This window comes from Promicromonospora sp. NPDC050249 (assembly GCF_040656015.1).
Taxonomy (GTDB): Bacteria; Actinomycetota; Actinomycetes; order Actinomycetales; family Cellulomonadaceae; genus Promicromonospora.
Genome location: NZ_JBFAKY010000035.1, coordinates 1 through 17,184 on the forward strand (window position 1 = coordinate 1; position 17,184 = coordinate 17,184).

At 72.2% G+C, this 17,184-nt stretch carries 13 protein-coding genes; 6 read left to right on the forward strand and 7 right to left on the reverse strand.

Annotated elements, in window-relative coordinates; genetic code table 11:
- Positions 1-153 precede the first annotated feature (153 nt).
- The 4 genes from AB0I32_RS22425 to AB0I32_RS22440 all read right to left on the reverse strand — a co-directional run bounded on the left by AB0I32_RS22425 (position 154) and on the right by AB0I32_RS22440 (position 5,263).
- Positions 154-1,950, reverse strand: a complete 1,797-nt coding sequence (locus AB0I32_RS22425; RefSeq protein ID WP_357510074.1) for a beta-galactosidase family protein — start codon at positions 1,948-1,950, stop codon at positions 154-156.
- A gap of 93 nt (positions 1,951-2,043) precedes the next feature.
- Positions 2,044-3,387 (reverse strand): sugar ABC transporter substrate-binding protein, encoded by a 1,344-nt coding sequence (locus AB0I32_RS22430; protein ID WP_357510076.1) that lies wholly within the window; start codon positions 3,385-3,387, stop codon positions 2,044-2,046.
- Positions 3,388-3,460: 73 nt separating this feature from the next.
- The gene (locus AB0I32_RS22435) at positions 3,461-4,390 is read right to left on the reverse strand and encodes a carbohydrate ABC transporter permease (RefSeq protein ID WP_357510078.1); all 930 of its coding nucleotides are present in this window, start codon (positions 4,388-4,390) and stop codon (positions 3,461-3,463) included.
- 3 nt (positions 4,391-4,393) lie between these two features.
- Entirely contained in the window at positions 4,394-5,263 is an 870-nt protein-coding gene (locus AB0I32_RS22440) for a sugar ABC transporter permease (protein ID WP_357510080.1), read from the reverse strand.
- Between the two features lie 190 nt (positions 5,264-5,453).
- Between AB0I32_RS22440 and AB0I32_RS22445 the strand changes: the two genes are divergently transcribed.
- The 3 genes from AB0I32_RS22445 (at position 5,454) to AB0I32_RS22455 (ending at position 9,835) form a co-directional block, all read left to right on the forward strand.
- Complete coding sequence (locus AB0I32_RS22445; protein ID WP_357510163.1) at positions 5,454-6,485, forward strand: LacI family DNA-binding transcriptional regulator; 1,032 nt, start codon at positions 5,454-5,456, stop codon at positions 6,483-6,485.
- 50 nt (positions 6,486-6,535) lie between these two features.
- A complete protein-coding gene (locus tag AB0I32_RS22450; RefSeq protein ID WP_357510082.1) occupies positions 6,536-8,977 on the forward strand; it encodes a glycoside hydrolase N-terminal domain-containing protein in 2,442 nt (813 codons plus the stop codon).
- Positions 8,978-9,094: 117 nt separating this feature from the next.
- Complete coding sequence (locus AB0I32_RS22455) at positions 9,095-9,835, forward strand: phosphatase PAP2 family protein (protein ID WP_357510084.1); 741 nt, start codon at positions 9,095-9,097, stop codon at positions 9,833-9,835.
- Here AB0I32_RS22455 and AB0I32_RS22460 read toward each other — a convergent pair.
- Positions 9,832-11,448 (reverse strand): glycerol-3-phosphate dehydrogenase/oxidase, encoded by a 1,617-nt coding sequence (locus AB0I32_RS22460; RefSeq protein WP_357510086.1) that lies wholly within the window; start codon positions 11,446-11,448, stop codon positions 9,832-9,834. The two genes, AB0I32_RS22455 and AB0I32_RS22460, sit on opposite strands and share 4 nt — an antisense overlap.
- Positions 11,449-11,464: 16 nt before the next feature.
- The gene (locus AB0I32_RS22465) at positions 11,465-12,055 is read right to left on the reverse strand and encodes a TetR/AcrR family transcriptional regulator (protein ID WP_357510088.1); all 591 of its coding nucleotides are present in this window, start codon (positions 12,053-12,055) and stop codon (positions 11,465-11,467) included.
- Between the two features lie 62 nt (positions 12,056-12,117).
- On the opposite strand from AB0I32_RS22465, the gene AB0I32_RS22470 reads away from it, so the two are divergent.
- Together AB0I32_RS22470 and AB0I32_RS22475 are read left to right on the forward strand one after the other, a co-directional pair.
- Positions 12,118-13,791, forward strand: a complete 1,674-nt coding sequence (locus tag AB0I32_RS22470) for an FAD-binding oxidoreductase (RefSeq protein ID WP_357510090.1) — start codon at positions 12,118-12,120, stop codon at positions 13,789-13,791.
- 9 nt (positions 13,792-13,800) lie between these two features.
- Positions 13,801-14,727: a diacylglycerol kinase family protein gene (locus tag AB0I32_RS22475; protein ID WP_357510092.1), complete on the forward strand. Its 927-nt coding sequence runs from the start codon at positions 13,801-13,803 to the stop codon at positions 14,725-14,727.
- A gap of 72 nt (positions 14,728-14,799) precedes the next feature.
- Here the strand turns inward: AB0I32_RS22475 and AB0I32_RS22480 are convergent, their stop codons facing one another.
- On the reverse strand, positions 14,800-15,561 hold the full coding sequence (locus AB0I32_RS22480) for a helix-turn-helix domain-containing protein (RefSeq protein ID WP_357510094.1): 762 nt from the start codon (positions 15,559-15,561) through the stop codon (positions 14,800-14,802).
- 335 nt (positions 15,562-15,896) lie between these two features.
- Here AB0I32_RS22480 and AB0I32_RS22485 point away from each other — a divergent pair, with 335 nt between their 5' ends.
- On the forward strand, positions 15,897-17,162 hold the full coding sequence (locus AB0I32_RS22485; protein ID WP_357510096.1) for a cytochrome P450: 1,266 nt from the start codon (positions 15,897-15,899) through the stop codon (positions 17,160-17,162).
- The last annotated feature ends 22 nt before the right edge of the window (positions 17,163-17,184 follow it).

A 17,184-nucleotide genomic window follows, 5' to 3' on the forward strand; every position in this document is an offset into this window, starting at 1 on the left:
GCCGGTGCGAGCGGCTCGGCGAGTGCCCGCCCCATCCAGGTGTGCCTGGACGTCGACTGCTCGCTGCGGGTCGGCGCCGGGGCGCTGACCGCCCATGGCGGCACCGGGGAGACCCGGACAAGCGCTCTACCTCGCGGACCTCGACGCCGGTCTCTACTGCTCCGTGATGCCCAGGTCTGGGGCCGCCACGAACGACGCGCGCCTGATCGCCGCGCCGTGCAGCTCCAGGAGGACCAGCTCGTTGCCCGACTCGCGGACCAGCGGCCCCGGCACGTACAGCGTGTGCGTCGGGCCGAGGCTCCAGTAGCGGCCGAGCAGCTCGCCGTTGACCCAGGCCAGGCCCTTGGTCCAGCCGTCGAGGCGCAGGAAGTGGTCCGCCCCGGCGACCGAGTCGAACGTGCCCCGGTGCAGGCCCGCTACCGCGGCGCCGTCGGTCCCGCCGTCCGCCGCGGTGTCCAGGGCTGCCCGCAGCAGCTCCGGGGCGTCCTCGACGCGCAGCGCGGCCGCCTGCCACTCGTCCAAGGTCCGTACGGCGGTCCGTACCGGCCCGATGATCCCCTTGGGCTCGCCGATCCGCGGCCCGTAGTTGACCCGCCCCTGATCCTCGACCAGCAGCGTGAGCTCGCCCGCGCCCGCAGGGAGCGCGACGGCGAACGTGTGCGACCCGCGGTCGAGCACGCCCACCTGCTCGCCGTCGACCAGCACGACCGCGCGGTCGCGTATCTCGCCGACGCTCAGCACCGCGTCGTCGGCCCGCAGGTCGGTGCGGTAGACGGCGAAGCCCGACCACAGCTCCAGGTCGTCGGTGCTCGGCACGTGCGGGAACCGGCGGGGCTCCTCGCGGAGCAGACCGGGCAGGGCGTCGGGGAGCGTCACGTGCGCGGTGAGCGCTACGTCGAGCACCGGCGCCGGCGCGGCGTCCGCGCCCCGGTCGAGCTCCTCGGCCGACGCCACGGGCAGGTGCCGCGCGATCACGTCGCGCATCGCCCAGTACTTCGCGGTGGGGGTGCCGTCCTCCGCGAGGGGGGCGTCGTAGTCGTACGACGTCGCGATGGGCCGGTAGATGCCCTTGTCGTTGGCGCCGCTCGTGAGCCCGAAGTTGGTGCCGCCGTGGAACATGTACAGGTTGACGGAGCCGCCCGCTGTGAGCAGGTCGTCCAGGTCGGCGGCGTTCGCCTCGGCGGGCGCCAGGTGGTGCTCCAGCCCCCAGGAGTCGAACCAGCCGTTCCAGAACTCCATGCACATCAGCGGCCCGGTGGGCTGGTGCCTGCGCAGCACCTCGAGCCGCTCGGTGGTGCGCGACCCGAACGTCGCGGTCCTGTGCAGCTCGGGCAGGCCGCCGCGCTCCAGCATCTCGTCGTTCGCCTGGTCACAGGTGAACAGCGGGACCTCGATGTCCTGCTCGCGCACCAGGTCGACCAGGGCGCGCAGGTACTTCTGCCGCTCCGGGAGCGGGTCGTCGCCGTAGGCGCCGTACTCGTTCTCGACCTGCACCATGAGTACCGGTCCGCCGCGCGTCACCTGCCGCTCGGCGACCAGCGGCAGCAGGCTCGCGTAGTACTTGCCGATCGCGTCGAGGAAGCCCGGCTCGTGACGGCGCACGCCGACGGCGGGGTCCGCCAGCAGCCAGGCCGGTAGGCCGCCGCCGTCCCACTCCGCGCAGATGTAGGGGCCGGGGCGCACTATCGCGTGCAGGCCCTCGGCGGCCACCAGGTCGAGGAACCGGCCCAGGTCGCGCCGGCCGTCCAGGTCGAAGACCCCGGGTACCGGCGCGTGGAAGTTCCAGGGGACGTACGTCTCGATGGTGTTCAGGCCCATCAGCCGGGCCTTGTGGATGCGGTCGGCCCACTGGTCGGGGTGGACGCGGAAGTAGTGCAGTGCGCCACTGACGACCTGCATCCGCTCGCCGTCGAGCAGGAAGTCCTCGGGTCCGATCTCGAACGTGGGCATGTGTGGTTTCCTCGGGTGCTGTCGTGACTGGGGAAAACGGTGACGACGGCGGGGGAGGCCCCCGCCGTCGTCACCGGTTGCTTGCCGGGTGGATCACTCGCTGACGGTGAAGCCCTGCTCGTTGCCGTAGCTGACGATCGACTTCTGCCAGGCGTTCAGGCCGTCGGCCAGCGACGTCGAGCCGGTGTAGGCCTGGCCGGCCGTGTCCGGGAACACGCTGTTCGCGTAGACCTGGTACGGCAGGTACTGCCAGCCGGGCACGACACCCTGGGCCGAGGCGGAGAGCACCTCGTTGATCTTCTGCCCGCCGAAGTACTCGGACTCCACGGCGAGGAACTCCGGGTCGTTCAGGTCCGCGACCGTCGCGGGGAAGTTGCCGCCCTCGAGACGCGTGGCGACGCCGTCGCCCGCGTTCGCGTACTCCAGGAAGCCGTAGGCCAGCGCCTTCTTCTCGCTCGCCTCCGTGACCGACAGCGCGGAGCCGCCGTTCTCGGCGGTCGCGTTCTCGCCGGCGGTCCACTGCGGCATGGGCGCCACGCGCCAGTCACCCGACGCCGGTGCGGCGGCGGACTCGAGGTTCGCGGGCATCCAGGCACCCGTCACGAGCGCGGCGATCTCGCCGTTGCCCAGGCCCTGGAACCACTCGTCGGACCAGCCGGGGACGTCGGAGAGGAGGCCGTCGTCGATGAGCCCCTGCCACGTGTCTGCCCACTTGGCCGAGCCCTCGTCGGCGAGGTCGACCGTGACGTTCGTGCCGTCCACCTTGAACGGGTGACCGCCCGCCTGCCAGATCATCGACGTCGCGAAGCCGGCGTCGCCGCTGTCCGACGTGATGTACGTGTTCGGGTCGTAGTCGTGGATCTTCTTCGCGGCGTCGGCGAACTCGTCCCACGTGGCCGGCACCTCGACGCCGGCCGCCTCGAACGTCTTCGCGTTGTAGAACAGCGCCATCGGGCCCGAGTCCATCGGCAGGCCGTACACGGCGTCATCGCTGGTCACCGCGCCCCACGGACCGGGGGAGTAGGAGCTCTCCAGGTCGTTCGCGCCGAAGGGCGCGAGGTCGGCCAGCGACTCGCCGATGGAGAACTGCGGCAGCGCGTAGTACTCCATCTGCGTGACGTCGGGGACGCCGGACCCTGCGCTGATCGCGTTCTGCAGGGCGACGTAGTGGTCGTTGCCCGTTCCGACGTTCGCCATCTCGACGTTCACGTTGGGGTACTTGGCCTCGAAGTCCTCGACGACCTTGTCCAGCGTGGGCTCCCACGCCCAGACCAGCAGGTCGCCGCCCTCCTCGAGCGCCGCAGAGATGTCTGAAGCGGACACCTCCTCCGCGGGGGCGTCGCCGCCGGCGGACCCTGAACCGCACGCGGTAAGGGTGAGCGCCAGGGCGCTCGCGGCGGCGAGCGCACCTGCTGCGCGGTGGTGGCGGATGGTCATGGTGGTTCCTCTCACATCATCGTCAGTCGAACGGAGTCTCAGTGGTCTTGCGGGATGGCCGTGCGGGGGATGCTCACTCCTTGACGCTGCCGGCGGCGAGACCCGACTGCCAGTAGCGCTGCAGGAGCAGGAAGACCGCGATGAGCGGCAGGATCGTGAGGAGCGAGCCGGCGATGACGAGGTTGAAGATGGCCTCGCCGCCCGCCGTGGTCGCCTGCTGGTTCCACGCGTTCAGGCCCAGGGTCAGGGGGTACCAGTCCGGGTTGCGCAGCATGATCAGCGGGAGGAAGTAGTTGTTCCACGTCGCGACGACGGTGAACAGCAGCACCGTCACGATGCCTGGCGCGAGCATCGGCAGCGCCACCTGGAAGAACGTGCGGGCCTCGCTGGCGCCGTCGATCCGGGCGGCCTCCATGATCTCGTCCGGCACCGCGTCGGCGGCGAACGTCCACATGAGGTAGAGGCCGAACGGCGAGATGAGCGACGGGATGATCACGGACCAGGGCGTGTTGGTCAGGCCCATGTTCGCGAACATGAGGAACGTGGGCACGGCAAGGGCGGTGCCCGGCACGGCCACTGCGCCGATCACTGTCGCGAACACCGCGCGCTTGCCCGGGAAGTTGAACTTGGCGAGGCCGTAGCCGCCGAGCAGGGCCAGCAGCGTTGCGCCGCCGGCACCCAGCACCACGTACATCAGGGTGTTGAGGAACCAGCGGCCGAACACGCCGTCGTCGTACGTGACGACGCCCACCAGGTTGTCCCAGAGCGCGAAGTCGCCGCTGAACCACAGGCCGAACGAGCTGAACAGGTCCGGCTGCGTCTTCGTCGCGTTGATCAGCAGCCAGACCAGCGGGATCAGGGCGTAGATGCCGACGAGCGCGGTCAGCACGGTGAGCAGGATGCTGCGCGTCGGCCGGGCGTGCGAGCTGCGGCGGCTCCTGATGCGCGGGCGCGGCCGGGGCTTCCGCACGGTGGGCGCGGTCAGCAGGGTGTTGGTGCTCATGGCTCAGGCCTCCTTGCGCATGCCGCGCAGCTGCACCACGTAGGCCACGAGCATCGTGAGCACGCCCATGATGATCGCCACCGTGGCCGAGTAGTTGTACTGCTGGCCGGAGAAGGACAGCGAGTAGGCGTACAGGTTGGGGGTGTAGTGCGTCGAGATGTAGTTGGGCGACAGCGCCTGCAGGATGCTCGGCTCGTTGAAGAGCTGGAAGGAGCCGATGATCGAGAAGATGGTCGCCACGACGAGGGCGCCGCGGATCGCGGGGAGCTTGATCGCGGAGATCACCCGCCACGGGCCCGCGCCGTCGATCTCCGCCGCCTCGTAGAGGGAGGCCGGCACGACGCGCAGCGCCGAGTAGAAGATGAGCATGTTGTAGCCGACGAACTCCCAGGTCACGATGTTGCCGATCGCGGGGAGCACCAGGACGGAGGCGAGCGGGTCCGGGATGCTGGTGCCGAGCAGGTCGTTGACGTTGCCGACCAGGCCGAAGCGGTCGCCGTACATGAAGCCCCACATCAGGGCAGCCACGACGCCGGGCACCGCGTACGGCAGGAAGATCGTGAGCCGGAAGAAGTCGCGTCCGTAGAGGCGGCCGCTGTCGATCGCGAGGGCGACGAGCAGCGAGATGCCGAGCATCACGGGCACCTGGACCGCGAGGAACAGCGTGACGCGGCCGACGCCGTCCCAGAACTGCGGGTCACCGAGCGCCCGGGCGTAGTTGTCGAGCCCGACGAACGACGTGCCGCCCACCAGCTTGGTCTGGAACAGGCTCAGGTACAGGGAGTAGACGATCGGCGCCAGGAACACCAGGGCGAACACGATCATGAACGGACCGACGAAGCCCCAGCCGGTCCAGCGGTTGCGGTGTCGCATCCGTCCCATGGTCCTGGGCACGTTCTTGGGCACGGCCGGAGGCGATGCGAGCGTGGTCAAGAGAAGTCGCTCCTTCACGAGTGGGGTCAGCATGGCGTCGTGTTGACGTAAACATGGTGACCCGGACTAGGGTGCTCGTGAGTTACCGAGGTGTCAAATGCGTGCCGCTGTGCCGGTGCGTCACGAGGAGGTGGATGCCGTGGAGGGCAGAGGTCCGTCCCTGGCCGATGTAGCCGCGCTGGCGGGTGTGTCGACGCAGACCGTTTCACGCGTGTCGATGGGTCTGGACAACGTGCGCCCCGTCACGCGCGACAAGGTGCTGGCGGCGATGGCGCAGCTCGGCTACGCGCCCAACACCGCGGCGCGTGCGCTGCGGTACGGCAGCTTCCGGACGATCGGCGTGATCGCCCACCGGCTCGCTCGGACGGGTGAGTCGCGGACGGTCGAGGCGGTCGTCGAGGCGGCGCGCAGGGAGGGCTACACGGTGACGCTGATCGACGTCGAGAGCCCGTCGTCCGACGTCGTCTCCGCCGCGGCGACCCGGCTCTCGCACCAGGCCATCGACGGCCTGGTGATCATCCGCGCCGAGACCGCGACGCCGGACACGCTGGCGCTACCGCCGCGGCTGCCTGTCGTCGTGTCGGACTCGCGGTTCGTCGGCCATCACCCCGCCGTCGGCGCGGACCAGGGCGACGGCGCCCGCAGTGCCACGCAGCACCTGCTGGACCTGGGCCATCGCACCGTGCACCACGTCGCGGGGCCGGCGGACTCGATACCCGCCCAGCTGCGTGCCGAGGCGTGGCGGGACGCGCTGGTGGCAGCGGGCAGCCCGGTTCCCGAGCTCGTGGAGGGGGACTGGACGGCGGCCTCCGGGTACGACGCCGGACGCCGGCTCGCCGCCGACCCGGAGGTCACCGCGGTGTTCTGCGCGAACGACGAGATGGCCGCAGGTGTGCTCCGGGCGCTGCACGAGGCCGGGCGCGCCGTGCCGGGTGACGTCTCGGTGGTCGGGTTCGACGACGTCCTGCTGGCCGGCTACCTCTGGCCGCCCCTGACGACGGTGGCGCAGGACTTCGACGAGATCGGTACGCGGCTCGTGGCACGGCTGCTGCAGCAGGTGCGGTCCGGGGAGATCGAGGACGACGCCGACGCCGAGGACCTGCACGAGGTGGTCCCCGTGTCGCTCCTGGTGCGGCAGAGCACGGCGCCCCCGCCGGCGTAGGCCGGACGGACGGGCGACCTGGCAAGTTCGACCTGGCATGATCTGCCGACATGAGCAGCGACGACCCCGTCGGGCGGCACCTGGTTGAGCTGGACGAGCCCTCCGGCACGTTCATCGACAGCTTTCTCGTGGGCAACGGCACGCTCGGGGCCGCGCTGCGGGGCGGCGTCGGCTCCGAGGTGTTCGACCTCAACCTGGACACCCTGTGGTCAGGGGGGCCAGCCACCGCCGTCGTCGACCCGCCCGACCCCGAGACCGTGGTGCTGCTGCGCGAGGCGATCGCGGCGGGCGACCACGCGGAGGCCGACCGGCTGGCGCGCGCGAACCTGTCGGACCGCTGGGTCCAGTCGTACCAGCCGCTCGCCCGCCTGACCTGGGCGTACGGCCCGGTTCCTGAGCGCGTCACCGACTACCGGCGCACCCTGGACCTGCGCCGCGCCGTGGCATCGGTGCGCTATGCGGCGGCTGACGGCGCTATCGCGGGCGGCGCTGCCGCCGACCCGCAGTCGGGCCTGGACGTCTTCGTCTCGGCCCCGTCCGCGGTCCTGGTCGCCACCGCCGTCGAGTGCGGGATATTCGCCCCTGAGGAGGCCCTTGAGGGCGCAGATACCCAGCACTCAGCGGTCGAGGTCGAGGGGGCGCATCCTTTGGTGGTCGAGCGGGAGGTGCGGGACGGCGCGTCGTGGACCGTCGTGACCGGTCGCGTGCCCGTGCTCGTCACCCCCGGGCCCGACGAGGTGGTGCGGTACCCCGACGACACCCCGGACGCCGCGGGGACGGTGCCCGCGGGGATGGGGTTCGCCCTCGTGGCCTGCGTCGAGCAGACCGACGACGGCGCCCGCCTGATCGTCGCCGCGGAGTCCGGCTTCCGTGGACCCGCGGAGCGGCCGAGCGCCGACGTCCGCTCGCTGGCCGCCGTGGCCGGTGTCCGCGTCGAGGCTGCGCGGCGACGCACCACCGCCGACCTGCGTGCCGAGCACGAGCTCGACCACCGGTCCTACTACGACCGGGCGGACCTCGACCTCTCGGCCTCGGGCGACCCGGCCGCCGCGGCGGCCGAGCGGTACTTCCACCTGGGGCGGTACCTGATGATCGCGGGCTCCCGGCCGGGCACGCAGCCCCTGAACCTGCAGGGCATCTGGAACGCCGACCCGACGCCGCCCTGGAGCTGCGACTGGACCACCAACGTCAACCTGCCCATGGCCTACTGGCCCGCAGAGCCCACCGGCCTGGCCGACCTCGCGGCACCCCTGTTCGGCCTGGTCACGGATCTCGCCGACGCCGGACGGCGCACCGCGCGCGACTTCTACGGCACGCGCGGGTCTGCGGTGCACCACAACACCGACCTGTGGCAGTTCACCGCGCCCGTCGCCGGCGAGCCCAAGTGGTCGAGCTGGCCGTCCGCGCTGCCCTGGCTCGCCGCGCACCTCGGCGACCACCTGGACTTCGGCGCGGGCCCGCACCCGCAGGCCGACGTCGCGGCGGCTCTCCCGGTGCACCGCGCGGCCGTCGAGCACACGCTCGACATGCTGGTCGCCGACGACGAGGGCGCTCTCGTCGTGAGCCCGTCGTCGTCCCCCGAGCACACGTTCGTCCTCGACGGGCAGGAGTACGCGGTCGACGCGGGCTGCGCCATGGACCAGGAGCTCGCCGCCGAGGTGCTCGGCCGATACCTGGCCCTCGTCAAGCACGGCGCCCCCGCGGAGCCTGGCCGGCCGTCGGACGACGACCTCGCCGACCGGGCGCGCGCTGCCCTGGACCGGCTGCGCCCGGTCCAGGTGGGGCCGGGCGGGGACCTGCTCGAGTACATGACGGAGCGGATACCGGGCGAGCCCGGTCACCGCCACCTGTCGCACCTGTACGGCCTGTACCCGGGCACCCGCATCACCGAGACCCGCACGCCCGAGCACTTCGAGGCCGCACGCAAGGCGCTGACGCTCCGGCTCGACCAGGGTTCGGGCTACACGGGCTGGAGCCAGGCCTGGATCCTGTGCCTCGCCGCACGCCTGCGGGACCCGGCGCTCGCGGAGCGGTCGCTCGCGATCCTGATCGAGGACCTCAGCTCGGCGTCGCTGCTGGACCTGCACCCGGCCGAATGGCTGCCCGAGGGCTGGGTGTTCCAGATCGACGGCAACCTCGGCGGCACCGCAGGCATGGCCGAGCTCCTGGTCCAGGGGCACGACGACGCCGTGAGCCTGCTGCCGACGCTCCCGCCGTCCTGGTCCGCGGGCCACGCGCGCGGGCTGCGCTGCCGCGGCGGGCACGTGGTCGACGTCGCCTGGCGGGACGGCGTGCTGACCGACGCGACGGTCACGGCGGGCGGCCACCGGGTGATCCTCGACGTGACGCTGGGCACGTCCGTCGAGGTGCTGGACGCGTCGGGAACGCCCGTCGCGACGCTCCCCGTCACGTCGGCGCCGTCCGGCCGCATGCGTCTGGCCTGGGACACCACCGTGGGCGAGCGGTATACGGTCGTCCAGGGGCAGGTGTGAACGTGCAGCGATCGTTACGCACAGTGCCTGCTGGACACCTTGCCGGCACCGAACATTCACCCTGAAACCCGTAGGATCGGCACGATGGCGCAATCAGAAGGCAGGGGTGGGACGCGCGTGGAGTCACCGTCAACCGAGGCTCCGCTCGACCCGTCGACCCTTCCCACCTGGCGCAGCTCGATGGTCGCGGCAGGCATCGCGGCGGTGGTCTTCGCCTTCCTCATCTGGCAGGTGGTCGTGCGCGGCCCGTTCATCGCCTGGGACTGGCAGTTCCACTACTACGTGGACGCGCACCACCCGACGGGCTGGGAGAAGATCTTTCTCGACGTCGTCGCGAACATCACCGGCGACCGCCTGTTCACCATCCCCATGGTGGGCGGCACCGCGTTCTACGTCGCCTGGAAGCAGGGTGGCCCCGGCTCGTTCTGGAAGCTCGCCACCCGGCGCCCGGTGCTCGCCGTGCTGGCCGGCCTCGTGACCATCGCGCTGATCGGTTACGGCACCAAGTTCGGCCTGGGCCGCACCGGTCCGCACCACAACATGGACGTGCTGCACGCCGGCGGTCAGGCGTTCCCGTCCGGGCATGCGTCGAACACGTTCTTCACCGGCTTCTTCATCCTCTGCCTGCTGTACGCCCACGGCGGCCTGCGGCCGAGCGTCAGCAGGCTGCGCAAGATGATCCCGGTGATCGGCGTCATCGTCGCGATCGCCGGCGGTCTCATGTCGTGGCTGGACTACCACTGGCTGAGCGACATCCCGGGCGGGTGGCTGCTCGGGTTCATCGCCTGCATGGTGTCGCTGTCGGTGCTCCGCTCCCCGCGCCGCCGCAGCGAACGCCTCCCCGCGCCGCCGAGCTAGAGCCACTTCAGGGCGTCCGCGACCAGCTCCTCGACGACGTCGCGCACCGCCGCGCGGTCCGCGGGGACCAGCCCGATGCGCGTGCGCCGGTCCAGCACGTCGTCGGCGTCCAGCGCACCCTCGTGCGTCGCCGCCCACTCGATCTCCGCACGGGTGATGTCCAGGTGTGCGGTACCGGCGATGCCCTGCCCGACGGCGGACGCCGAACCCGGCAGCACGGCGGCGGCCAGCACCTCCGCGGCCTCGTTGCCGTACCGGGCGACGAGGGAGTCCGGCAGCCCGCCACCCGTTCCGCTGGTCGAGCCCGTTCCGCTGGTCGAGCTTGTCGAGACACCCGTCCCGCCAGGCCCCACCAGCGGCGGCGCGCCGACCAGCGGCAGCGCCGTCGTCCAGCACGGCCCTGCGGTGAGCCCGGCGTGCTTGACCGCCAGGTCCACCGCGTCCTCGGCCATCGTCCGGTAGGTGGTGAGCTTGCCGCCCAGCACGTTCACCGCGCCGGTCGACGGCGACACCTCCACGAGGTGCTTGCGCGAGACGTCGGCGGAGGGGCCGTCGCTCGACCCGGCGGTGTCGACGAGGGGCCGCAGCCCCGCGAAGGTGCCCACCACGTCGTCGGGCAGCAGTGGGCGGGCCAGGACGCCGGACACCGTCTCCAGCAGGAAGTCGATCTCGGCCTGCGTGGCCACCGGGACGTCCGGGACGGGGCCGGGCGCCTCCTCGTCGGTGAGGCCGATGACCACCCGCCCGAGCTGGCCGGGCAGCGCGAACACGTACCGCGAGCCTGAGCCGGGCACCGGCACCATGAGGGCGCCCGTCGGGCTGCCGAGCCGGGCAGCGGGGACGACCACGTGCGTCCCGCGGCTCGGCCGGAGCCGCACCGACGGGTCGACGGTGCCGGCCCAGACGCCCGTCGCGTTCACCACCACGCGGGCTCGAACGGTGAGGGTCGCACCGGTGAGGGCGTCCTCGAGCGTCGCACCGTCCGCGCGCAGGTCGACGGCCCGCACCCGCGTCAGGATCTTCGCCCCGCGCCCCGCCGCGGTGCGGGCGAGCGCGACGACGAGCCGGGCGTCGTCGACCAGCTGACCGTCGTGCGCTATCCACGCGCCGTGCAGGCGCTCGCGCGCGACGGCGGGCACGAGCCGGGCGACCTCGCCCGGCCGGGCGAGGCGCGGTCCGGGCAGCACGAGGGACGATGTCCCGGCGTCGCGGCGCAGCAGGTCGCCGAGACCGAACCCGATGCCGACGGTGAGGCCGCGCCGGCGCCCCGTGCCAGGGGTCAGCGGGAGCACCTGCGGCAGCGCCCGCACCAGGTGCGGCGCGGTGCGGGTCATCAGCACGTGCCGTTCGCGCGCGCTCTCGCGGGCCACGCCGACGTCGCCGGTCGCCAGGTACCGCAGCCCGCCGTGCGCCAGCTTGGAGCTCCACCGGGAGGTGCCCCAGGCGAGGTCGTGCGCCTCGACGAGGGCCACCGACAGGCCGCGCGCCGCGGCGTCCAGCGCGACCCCTGTGCCCGTCACCCCGCCGCCGACGACGAGCAGGTCGACGGTCTCGGCGGTGAGCTCGTCCAGCTCGCGCCGGCGGCGCCGGGCGGTGAGCGCGGTGCTCTGCATCGGTCCTGCTTCCGGGTCAGGGACGGAGGTACCCGTCGAGGGCGTGCGCGAGCTCGGTGCGCAGGGCGTCGTCGTCGATGACCGTGCTGACCGTCTTGTGCGAGAGCACCACGGACTGGGAGATGAGCAGGACCATCACCGCCAGGTCCGTCGCCGACCCGGCCCGGACGGTGCCCCCCTGCTGGCCGGCCGCGATGGCGGCGGCGAGCCATTCGAGGACCACCCGCTGCGACCGGCCGATCCGCTGGAACGCGTAGCGGGTGAAGACCTCCGGCTCGTTGCTCAGGAGCCGCCCGAACAGGGGGTCCGCATGGAACAGGTCCCCGAACCGGACCACCTTGCCGACGATCGCCGCGCGGTCTGCCGCCTGCGGGCCGACGGTGTTGATCACGAGCTGCATCCGGTGGGCGATGAGGGCGCGCAGGACCTCGTCGGCGGACTCCCAGCGGCGGTAGACCGTGGGGCGTGAGACACCGGCGGCGCGGGCGAGCTCGGTGATCGACAGGCCGCGCATACCGCGGGCCGCGACGATCTCGGCCGCGTGGTGCAGCAGGCGCTCCTCCGTGCGGTCGGTACCGCCGTCCGGGTGATCGTTACGAATTGTCATCTTGTGTCAAACTGTAACGCGCGTCAGGATGGTAGGCCACACCCACACCACACGGAGGACGCGTGAGCACGCTGCCGGACAGCACGCAGCCGGACAAGCAGCCGGGCAAGCAGCCGGGCAATGAGAGCCCGGAGCGCGAGCGCACCTACATGCGCTGGGACGGCTGGGGTGACCCTGCCCGTGCGCGCGCTCTCCCGAACGGCGTGAAGCTGCTGCTCGCCGCGGTGCTCGGCCGCCTGCCGAAGGCGCCGTCCGCGCCGCGCCTCGCCGAGGTCACGATCAGCACCCCGCCCCTGGCCGGCGACGACCTGGCGGCGCTGGCCAAGGCGGTCGGTGACGACCACGTCGACGCCGGCCACGACGTACGGCTGCTGCACGCGGGCGGCAAGTCCACGCCCGACCTGCTCCGGCGCCGGCAGGCGGTGCAGGTGGCGCCGGGCGCCGTCGTGCTGCCCGCCACCGAGGGCGAGGTGGCGGCGGTGCTGGCCGTCGCGGGCGAGCGTGGCCTCGCGGTGGTGCCGTTCGGCGGCGGCACGGCGGTGACAGGCGGTCTGACGCCCGTCGCCGGGCCGCACCGGGGCGTGGTCAGCCTGGACCTGCACAGGCTCTCGGGGCTGGTGGCGCTCGACGGGGTAGCCCACGAGGCGACCTTCCTGGCCGGCACGACCGCGCCCGTCGCCGAGACCCTCCTGGCGGAGCGCGGCTTCGAGCTCGGCCACTTTCCGCAGAGCTTCGAGTTCGCGACGCTCGGCGGGTTCGCCGCCATGCGGTCCTCCGGGCAGAACTCCGCGGGCTACGGGCGGTTCGACACGATGGTCACCGGGCTACGGGTGGTCACGCCGACGGGCACGCTCGACCTGGGCAGGGCTCCGGGCTCGGCGGCCGGACCGGACCTGACGCGCTGGTTCCTCGGCTCCGAGGGCACCTTCGGCGTGATCACCCAGGTACGGCTCACCGTCCACCCGACCCCCGAGGCGCGGCTGTTCGACGCCTGGACCTTCGGCAGCTTCGCCGCCGGTGCGGACGCGCTGCGCGGCGTCGCGCAGCTCGGCACCGGGCCCACCGTGATCCGGCTGTCCGACGAGGACGAGACGGCGGTCTCCCTGGCCCAGGTCGGCAACATCGGGAAGGCGCTGGCCAAGGGTTGCACCGCCGTCGTCCTGCACGAGGGGCCCGCCGAGCTGGCGGCGGGCCGCCGCGAGGCGACCGGACGGGTGCTGCGGGCCGCCGGCGGTGAGCCGGCCGATCCCCGGCTCGCCGCGTCCTGGGACCACGGCCGGTTCAAGGCGCCGTACCTCCGCGACGCGCTGCTGGCCCACGGCGTGTTCTGCGAGACGCTGGAGACGGCCACCACCTGGTCGAACCTGCACACGCTCAAGACAGCGGTCACCGCGGCGCTCACCGAGGGGTTCGCGGGGGAGCGGGCGCGGAACCGCATCCTCTGCCATATCTCGCACGTGTACCCGACGGGCGCGTCGCTCTACTTCACGGTGATCGCCGGGCTCGGCATCGAGCCGCTCGAAGCGTGGGAGCGGGTGAAGTCCCGGGTGAACGACGCGATCATGGCGGCGGGCGGCACCATCAGCCACCACCACGGCGTCGGCGCGGACCATGCGCCGTGGCTGGAGCACGAGATCGGCTCGGCGGGCCTCCGCATGCTCCGCGCGGTGCAGGCGGAGCTCGACCCCGCCGGGATCATGAACCCGGGAGCCCTCGTCGATCGTCGGCTCCGGTAGGTTTCGGCCATGACGGAGCAGGTCGGCAGGGCCGGGCACATCGCGGTGCTCGTGAACCCCGCCTCGGGGCACGGTGTCGGCGCAGACAGCGGGCAGGTCGCGATCGAGCGGCTGCGGGCCAGGGGCGTCGACGTCCGGGTCCACCAGGGCGCCAGCGAGGAGGAGACGGCCGCGCTCGGCAGGCGGGCGGTCGACGAGGGCCCCGACGTGCTCGTGGTCGTCGGCGGCGACGGCACCGTCTCGTCGGTGCTGGCGCCAGTGCTGGAGTCCGGCGTCCCGCTGGCGGTGATCCCCGGCGGCACGGGCAACGACCTCGCCCGAGAGCACGGCATCCCGTTGGACGACGCCGCGGCCGCCGCCGACCTCGCGCTCGACGGCGCCCGCCGCCGGGTCGACACGGGCACCGTCACCGCCGACGACGGCACGGTGCGCCACTTCGTCACGGTGCTGTGCGCGGGGCTGGACTCGCTGACCAACGAGCGCACCAACCGGATGACCTGGCCGACGGGCCCAGCGCGCTACAAGGTCGCCGTCTACCTGGAGTGGCTGCGGCTGCGGACGTTCGGCTACCGGCTGCGCCTGGCGGGCGCGCCCGCTCTGGAGCAGGACGGGTACATGCTCGCGGTCGGCCTGACCCGGTACTACGGCGGCGGCGTGCCGATCTGCCCGGACGCCGACCCGGCGGACGGGCTGCTGGACGTGACCCTGGTGCACGCCGTCGGCCGGTTCAAGGTCCTCGCGTTCGACGCGCTCATCAAGGCGGGCAAGCACGTCGGGCGGCCCGACGTCACCACGCTGCGTGCACCAGTGATCCGGCTGGAGTCCCCGGCGGGCCTGGTCGCCTACGCGGACGGCGAGCCGGCAGGCTCCCTCCCGCTCACGCTGTCAACGAACCGTGAGTCCCTCACCTTGTGCGTCCCCCACCCACCCCGTTGAGTGCGTGACGTTCGCCCTCGGACGGCCGTCGAGAGGGCGGATGTCACGCACTCGACGGGGACGAGCGGCAGGTCAGATCGTCGCGAGGTCTCCGGCGACCAGGCTCAGCTCGCGGCGGGCCTGCTGCGGAACGACCTCGCCCCGGATGCTGAGCCCGACGGCCCAGGTGACGTCGTCGCCCGCTCGGCGGGGGACGAGGTGGGCGGCGCAGGTGAGGTCGTCGCGGAACTCGCCGTGCTCTTCGACAACGTTGTCCGGCCGCATGCGCGCGAGCTGTGCGTCGAGCGCCGTGATGTCGGAGGCGGTACGCGCGGTGAACTTGCGCATCCCGGCCTCGAGCACCAGGTCGTAGCGCTCCCGGCGGGTGATGCCGAGCAGCAGGGCCTTGCCCAGCGCGGTGGCGTGCGCGGACACGTCGAGCCCGCGCTCCAGGTCCTCGAGGTACGGGGAACCGGGGGCCTCCGAGTAGTCGACGACGACGACCCGGCCGGCGCTGATGCGGCCGAGGTATGCGCTGTAGCCCGTGGTCTGGGCGAGGTGGCGCAGCACCTCACGGGTGCCGGGTCCGCGGCCGAGCGAGCCGAGCTGCTCGTAGAACCGCTGGCTCACCTGGTCGCCGACGTCGTACGTGCCGTCCTTCAGGCGGGTGACGTAGCCCTTGTACGCGAGCGTGCGCACCAGGTGGTACGTGGTGGAGAGGTTGAGTCCGCTGCGGCGTGCGATCGCCTTGACCGGCAGGCCCGGGGTCCGGGTGACGACCTCCAGGACGCGGAAGGCGCGCGCCACGCTCTGTACCAGGTCGTCCGGGCGTTCCCGGTCGGCGTCGAGTGCCACGTGCCCCCCTTGCTCGTCGGTGGGGATGCCGACGGTTGGTTCGACTGCTGGTCCCGTCCGGATGGGTCTCGACAGGGTCGATCGAGGGTGCAACAGTGTGTACGCCCTCGCAGACATCGTAGCCACGGGCGTGGCCGAGGTCACGATGCATGGTGGGAACACGGGCGGGATCACCCTGGGCGATCAACGACGACTGCACAGATACGGGCGAATCCATGAATTTACCTGAACTGGATCAAATCCGGCAAGTACCCTCGGGTGTTCGGCCCGTCGGTTCGGGTCAGCCTCCCACCTTGAGTCCCACCACGAGAGGGCCGGCCCCTTTGCTCGATGACATGCGCAGCACGCAGGACCGTCCCTGGCGGGGCACCAGGCCCGTCCGGCTCAGCGAGATCGCGAACCTGAAGCCCCTGGTCCACGCGTCGGGCATGCCGGAGCCGCGGGTGTTCTACGACGAGCTCGAGCGCGAGTGGGGCGAGGTCGCCCCCGTGGAGCTGGAGCCCGGCGTACCCGCCTGGCTCGTCATGGGACAGCGGCTCGTCTACGACATCATGCGCAACGAGCACGTCTTCGCGACCAACCCGCAGACCTGGAACGGGCACGCTCGTGGCGGCCTCCCCGTGACGTCGGGCCTGCGCCCGATCCTCACGTCGCACCAGCGCTTCGCCGCGAACCATACCGACGGTGCGCTGCGGCAGCGCCTGCGCGAACCCCTCGACGACGCGTTCGAGCAGCTCTCGGAGGGCATCACCGCCTCGAAGACGCGCTCCCTGTGCAACCTGCTCATCGACCGCTTCGAGGACCGTGGCCGCGCGGACCTCATGCTCGAGTACGCGTCGGTGATCCCGTTCCTCGTCGTCGCCGACATGATCGGGTTCGACCCGGAGGACGGGCAGCGCCTGTTCGACCTGACGCGCCGGGTCGCCGGCGGCGGGACCGATGCCGCACCCGCGGTGGCCGAGGTCGACCGGATGCTCGGCGACCTCGTCGCGGCCCGCCGGAGGCTCCCGCAGCGGGACCTCGCCAGCTCCCTCGTGGCGCACCCCAACATGCGGGAAGACGTCGAGGTGACCCACACCCTGCTGACCGTCGCCTTTGCGGGCAACCTGACCCTGACGGCGTGGGTGGCGCAGACCCTTCTGCTGACCCTCGCCGACTCCCGGTTCTCCGGCCGGTTGCACGGCGGCCGCATCGACCTGGACAACGCCATGGACGAGGTGCTGTGGCGCTCCACGCCGACCATCAACACCCTGCCCCGGTTCGCCAGGCAGGACGTCGTGCTGGACGGCAAGCTCGTCGCCGCCGGCGACCCGATCGTCCTCGCGATCTACGCCGCGAACACGGACCCGCGGATGGATACCGGGGACCCCTGGGACCACGTGGGCAGCCGCGCCCACGTGTCGTTCGGCACGGGCCCGCACGCGTGCCCGGCGCCCCGCACGGCGCGGGTCGTCGCGCGGATCGCCGTCGAGACGATCCTGCGCAGGCTCGACGTCGTCCTGCGGATCCCCGCCGCCGACGTCGCCTGGGACCAGACCCTGTGGATCCGCCAGCCGGTGAGTCTTCCGGTCACGTTCAAGCCGCCGGTGAACTCGGCATAACAGGTGTGTCGGCGGTAGGCGG

What these genes read in the sequence shown, in the direction of transcription:
- AB0I32_RS22425 (WP_357510074.1), bottom strand. Translation starts at nt 1,950, where the DNA reads ATGCCCACGTTCGAGATCGGACCCGAGGACTTCCTGCTCGACGGCGAG.
- AB0I32_RS22430 (WP_357510076.1), bottom strand. Translation starts at nt 3,387, where the DNA reads ATGACCATCCGCCACCACCGCGCAGCAGGTGCGCTCGCCGCCGCGAGC.
- AB0I32_RS22435 (WP_357510078.1), bottom strand. Translation starts at nt 4,390, where the DNA reads ATGAGCACCAACACCCTGCTGACCGCGCCCACCGTGCGGAAGCCCCGG.
- AB0I32_RS22440 (WP_357510080.1), bottom strand. Translation starts at nt 5,263, where the DNA reads ATGCGACACCGCAACCGCTGGACCGGCTGGGGCTTCGTCGGTCCGTTC.
- AB0I32_RS22450 (WP_357510082.1), top strand. Translation starts at nt 6,536, where the DNA reads ATGAGCAGCGACGACCCCGTCGGGCGGCACCTGGTTGAGCTGGACGAG.
- AB0I32_RS22460 (WP_357510086.1), bottom strand. Translation starts at nt 11,448, where the DNA reads ATGCAGAGCACCGCGCTCACCGCCCGGCGCCGCCGGCGCGAGCTGGAC.
- AB0I32_RS22465 (WP_357510088.1), bottom strand. Translation starts at nt 12,055, where the DNA reads ATGACAATTCGTAACGATCACCCGGACGGCGGTACCGACCGCACGGAG.
- AB0I32_RS22475 (WP_357510092.1), top strand. Translation starts at nt 13,801, where the DNA reads ATGACGGAGCAGGTCGGCAGGGCCGGGCACATCGCGGTGCTCGTGAAC.
- AB0I32_RS22485 (WP_357510096.1), top strand. Translation starts at nt 15,897, where the DNA reads ATGCGCAGCACGCAGGACCGTCCCTGGCGGGGCACCAGGCCCGTCCGG.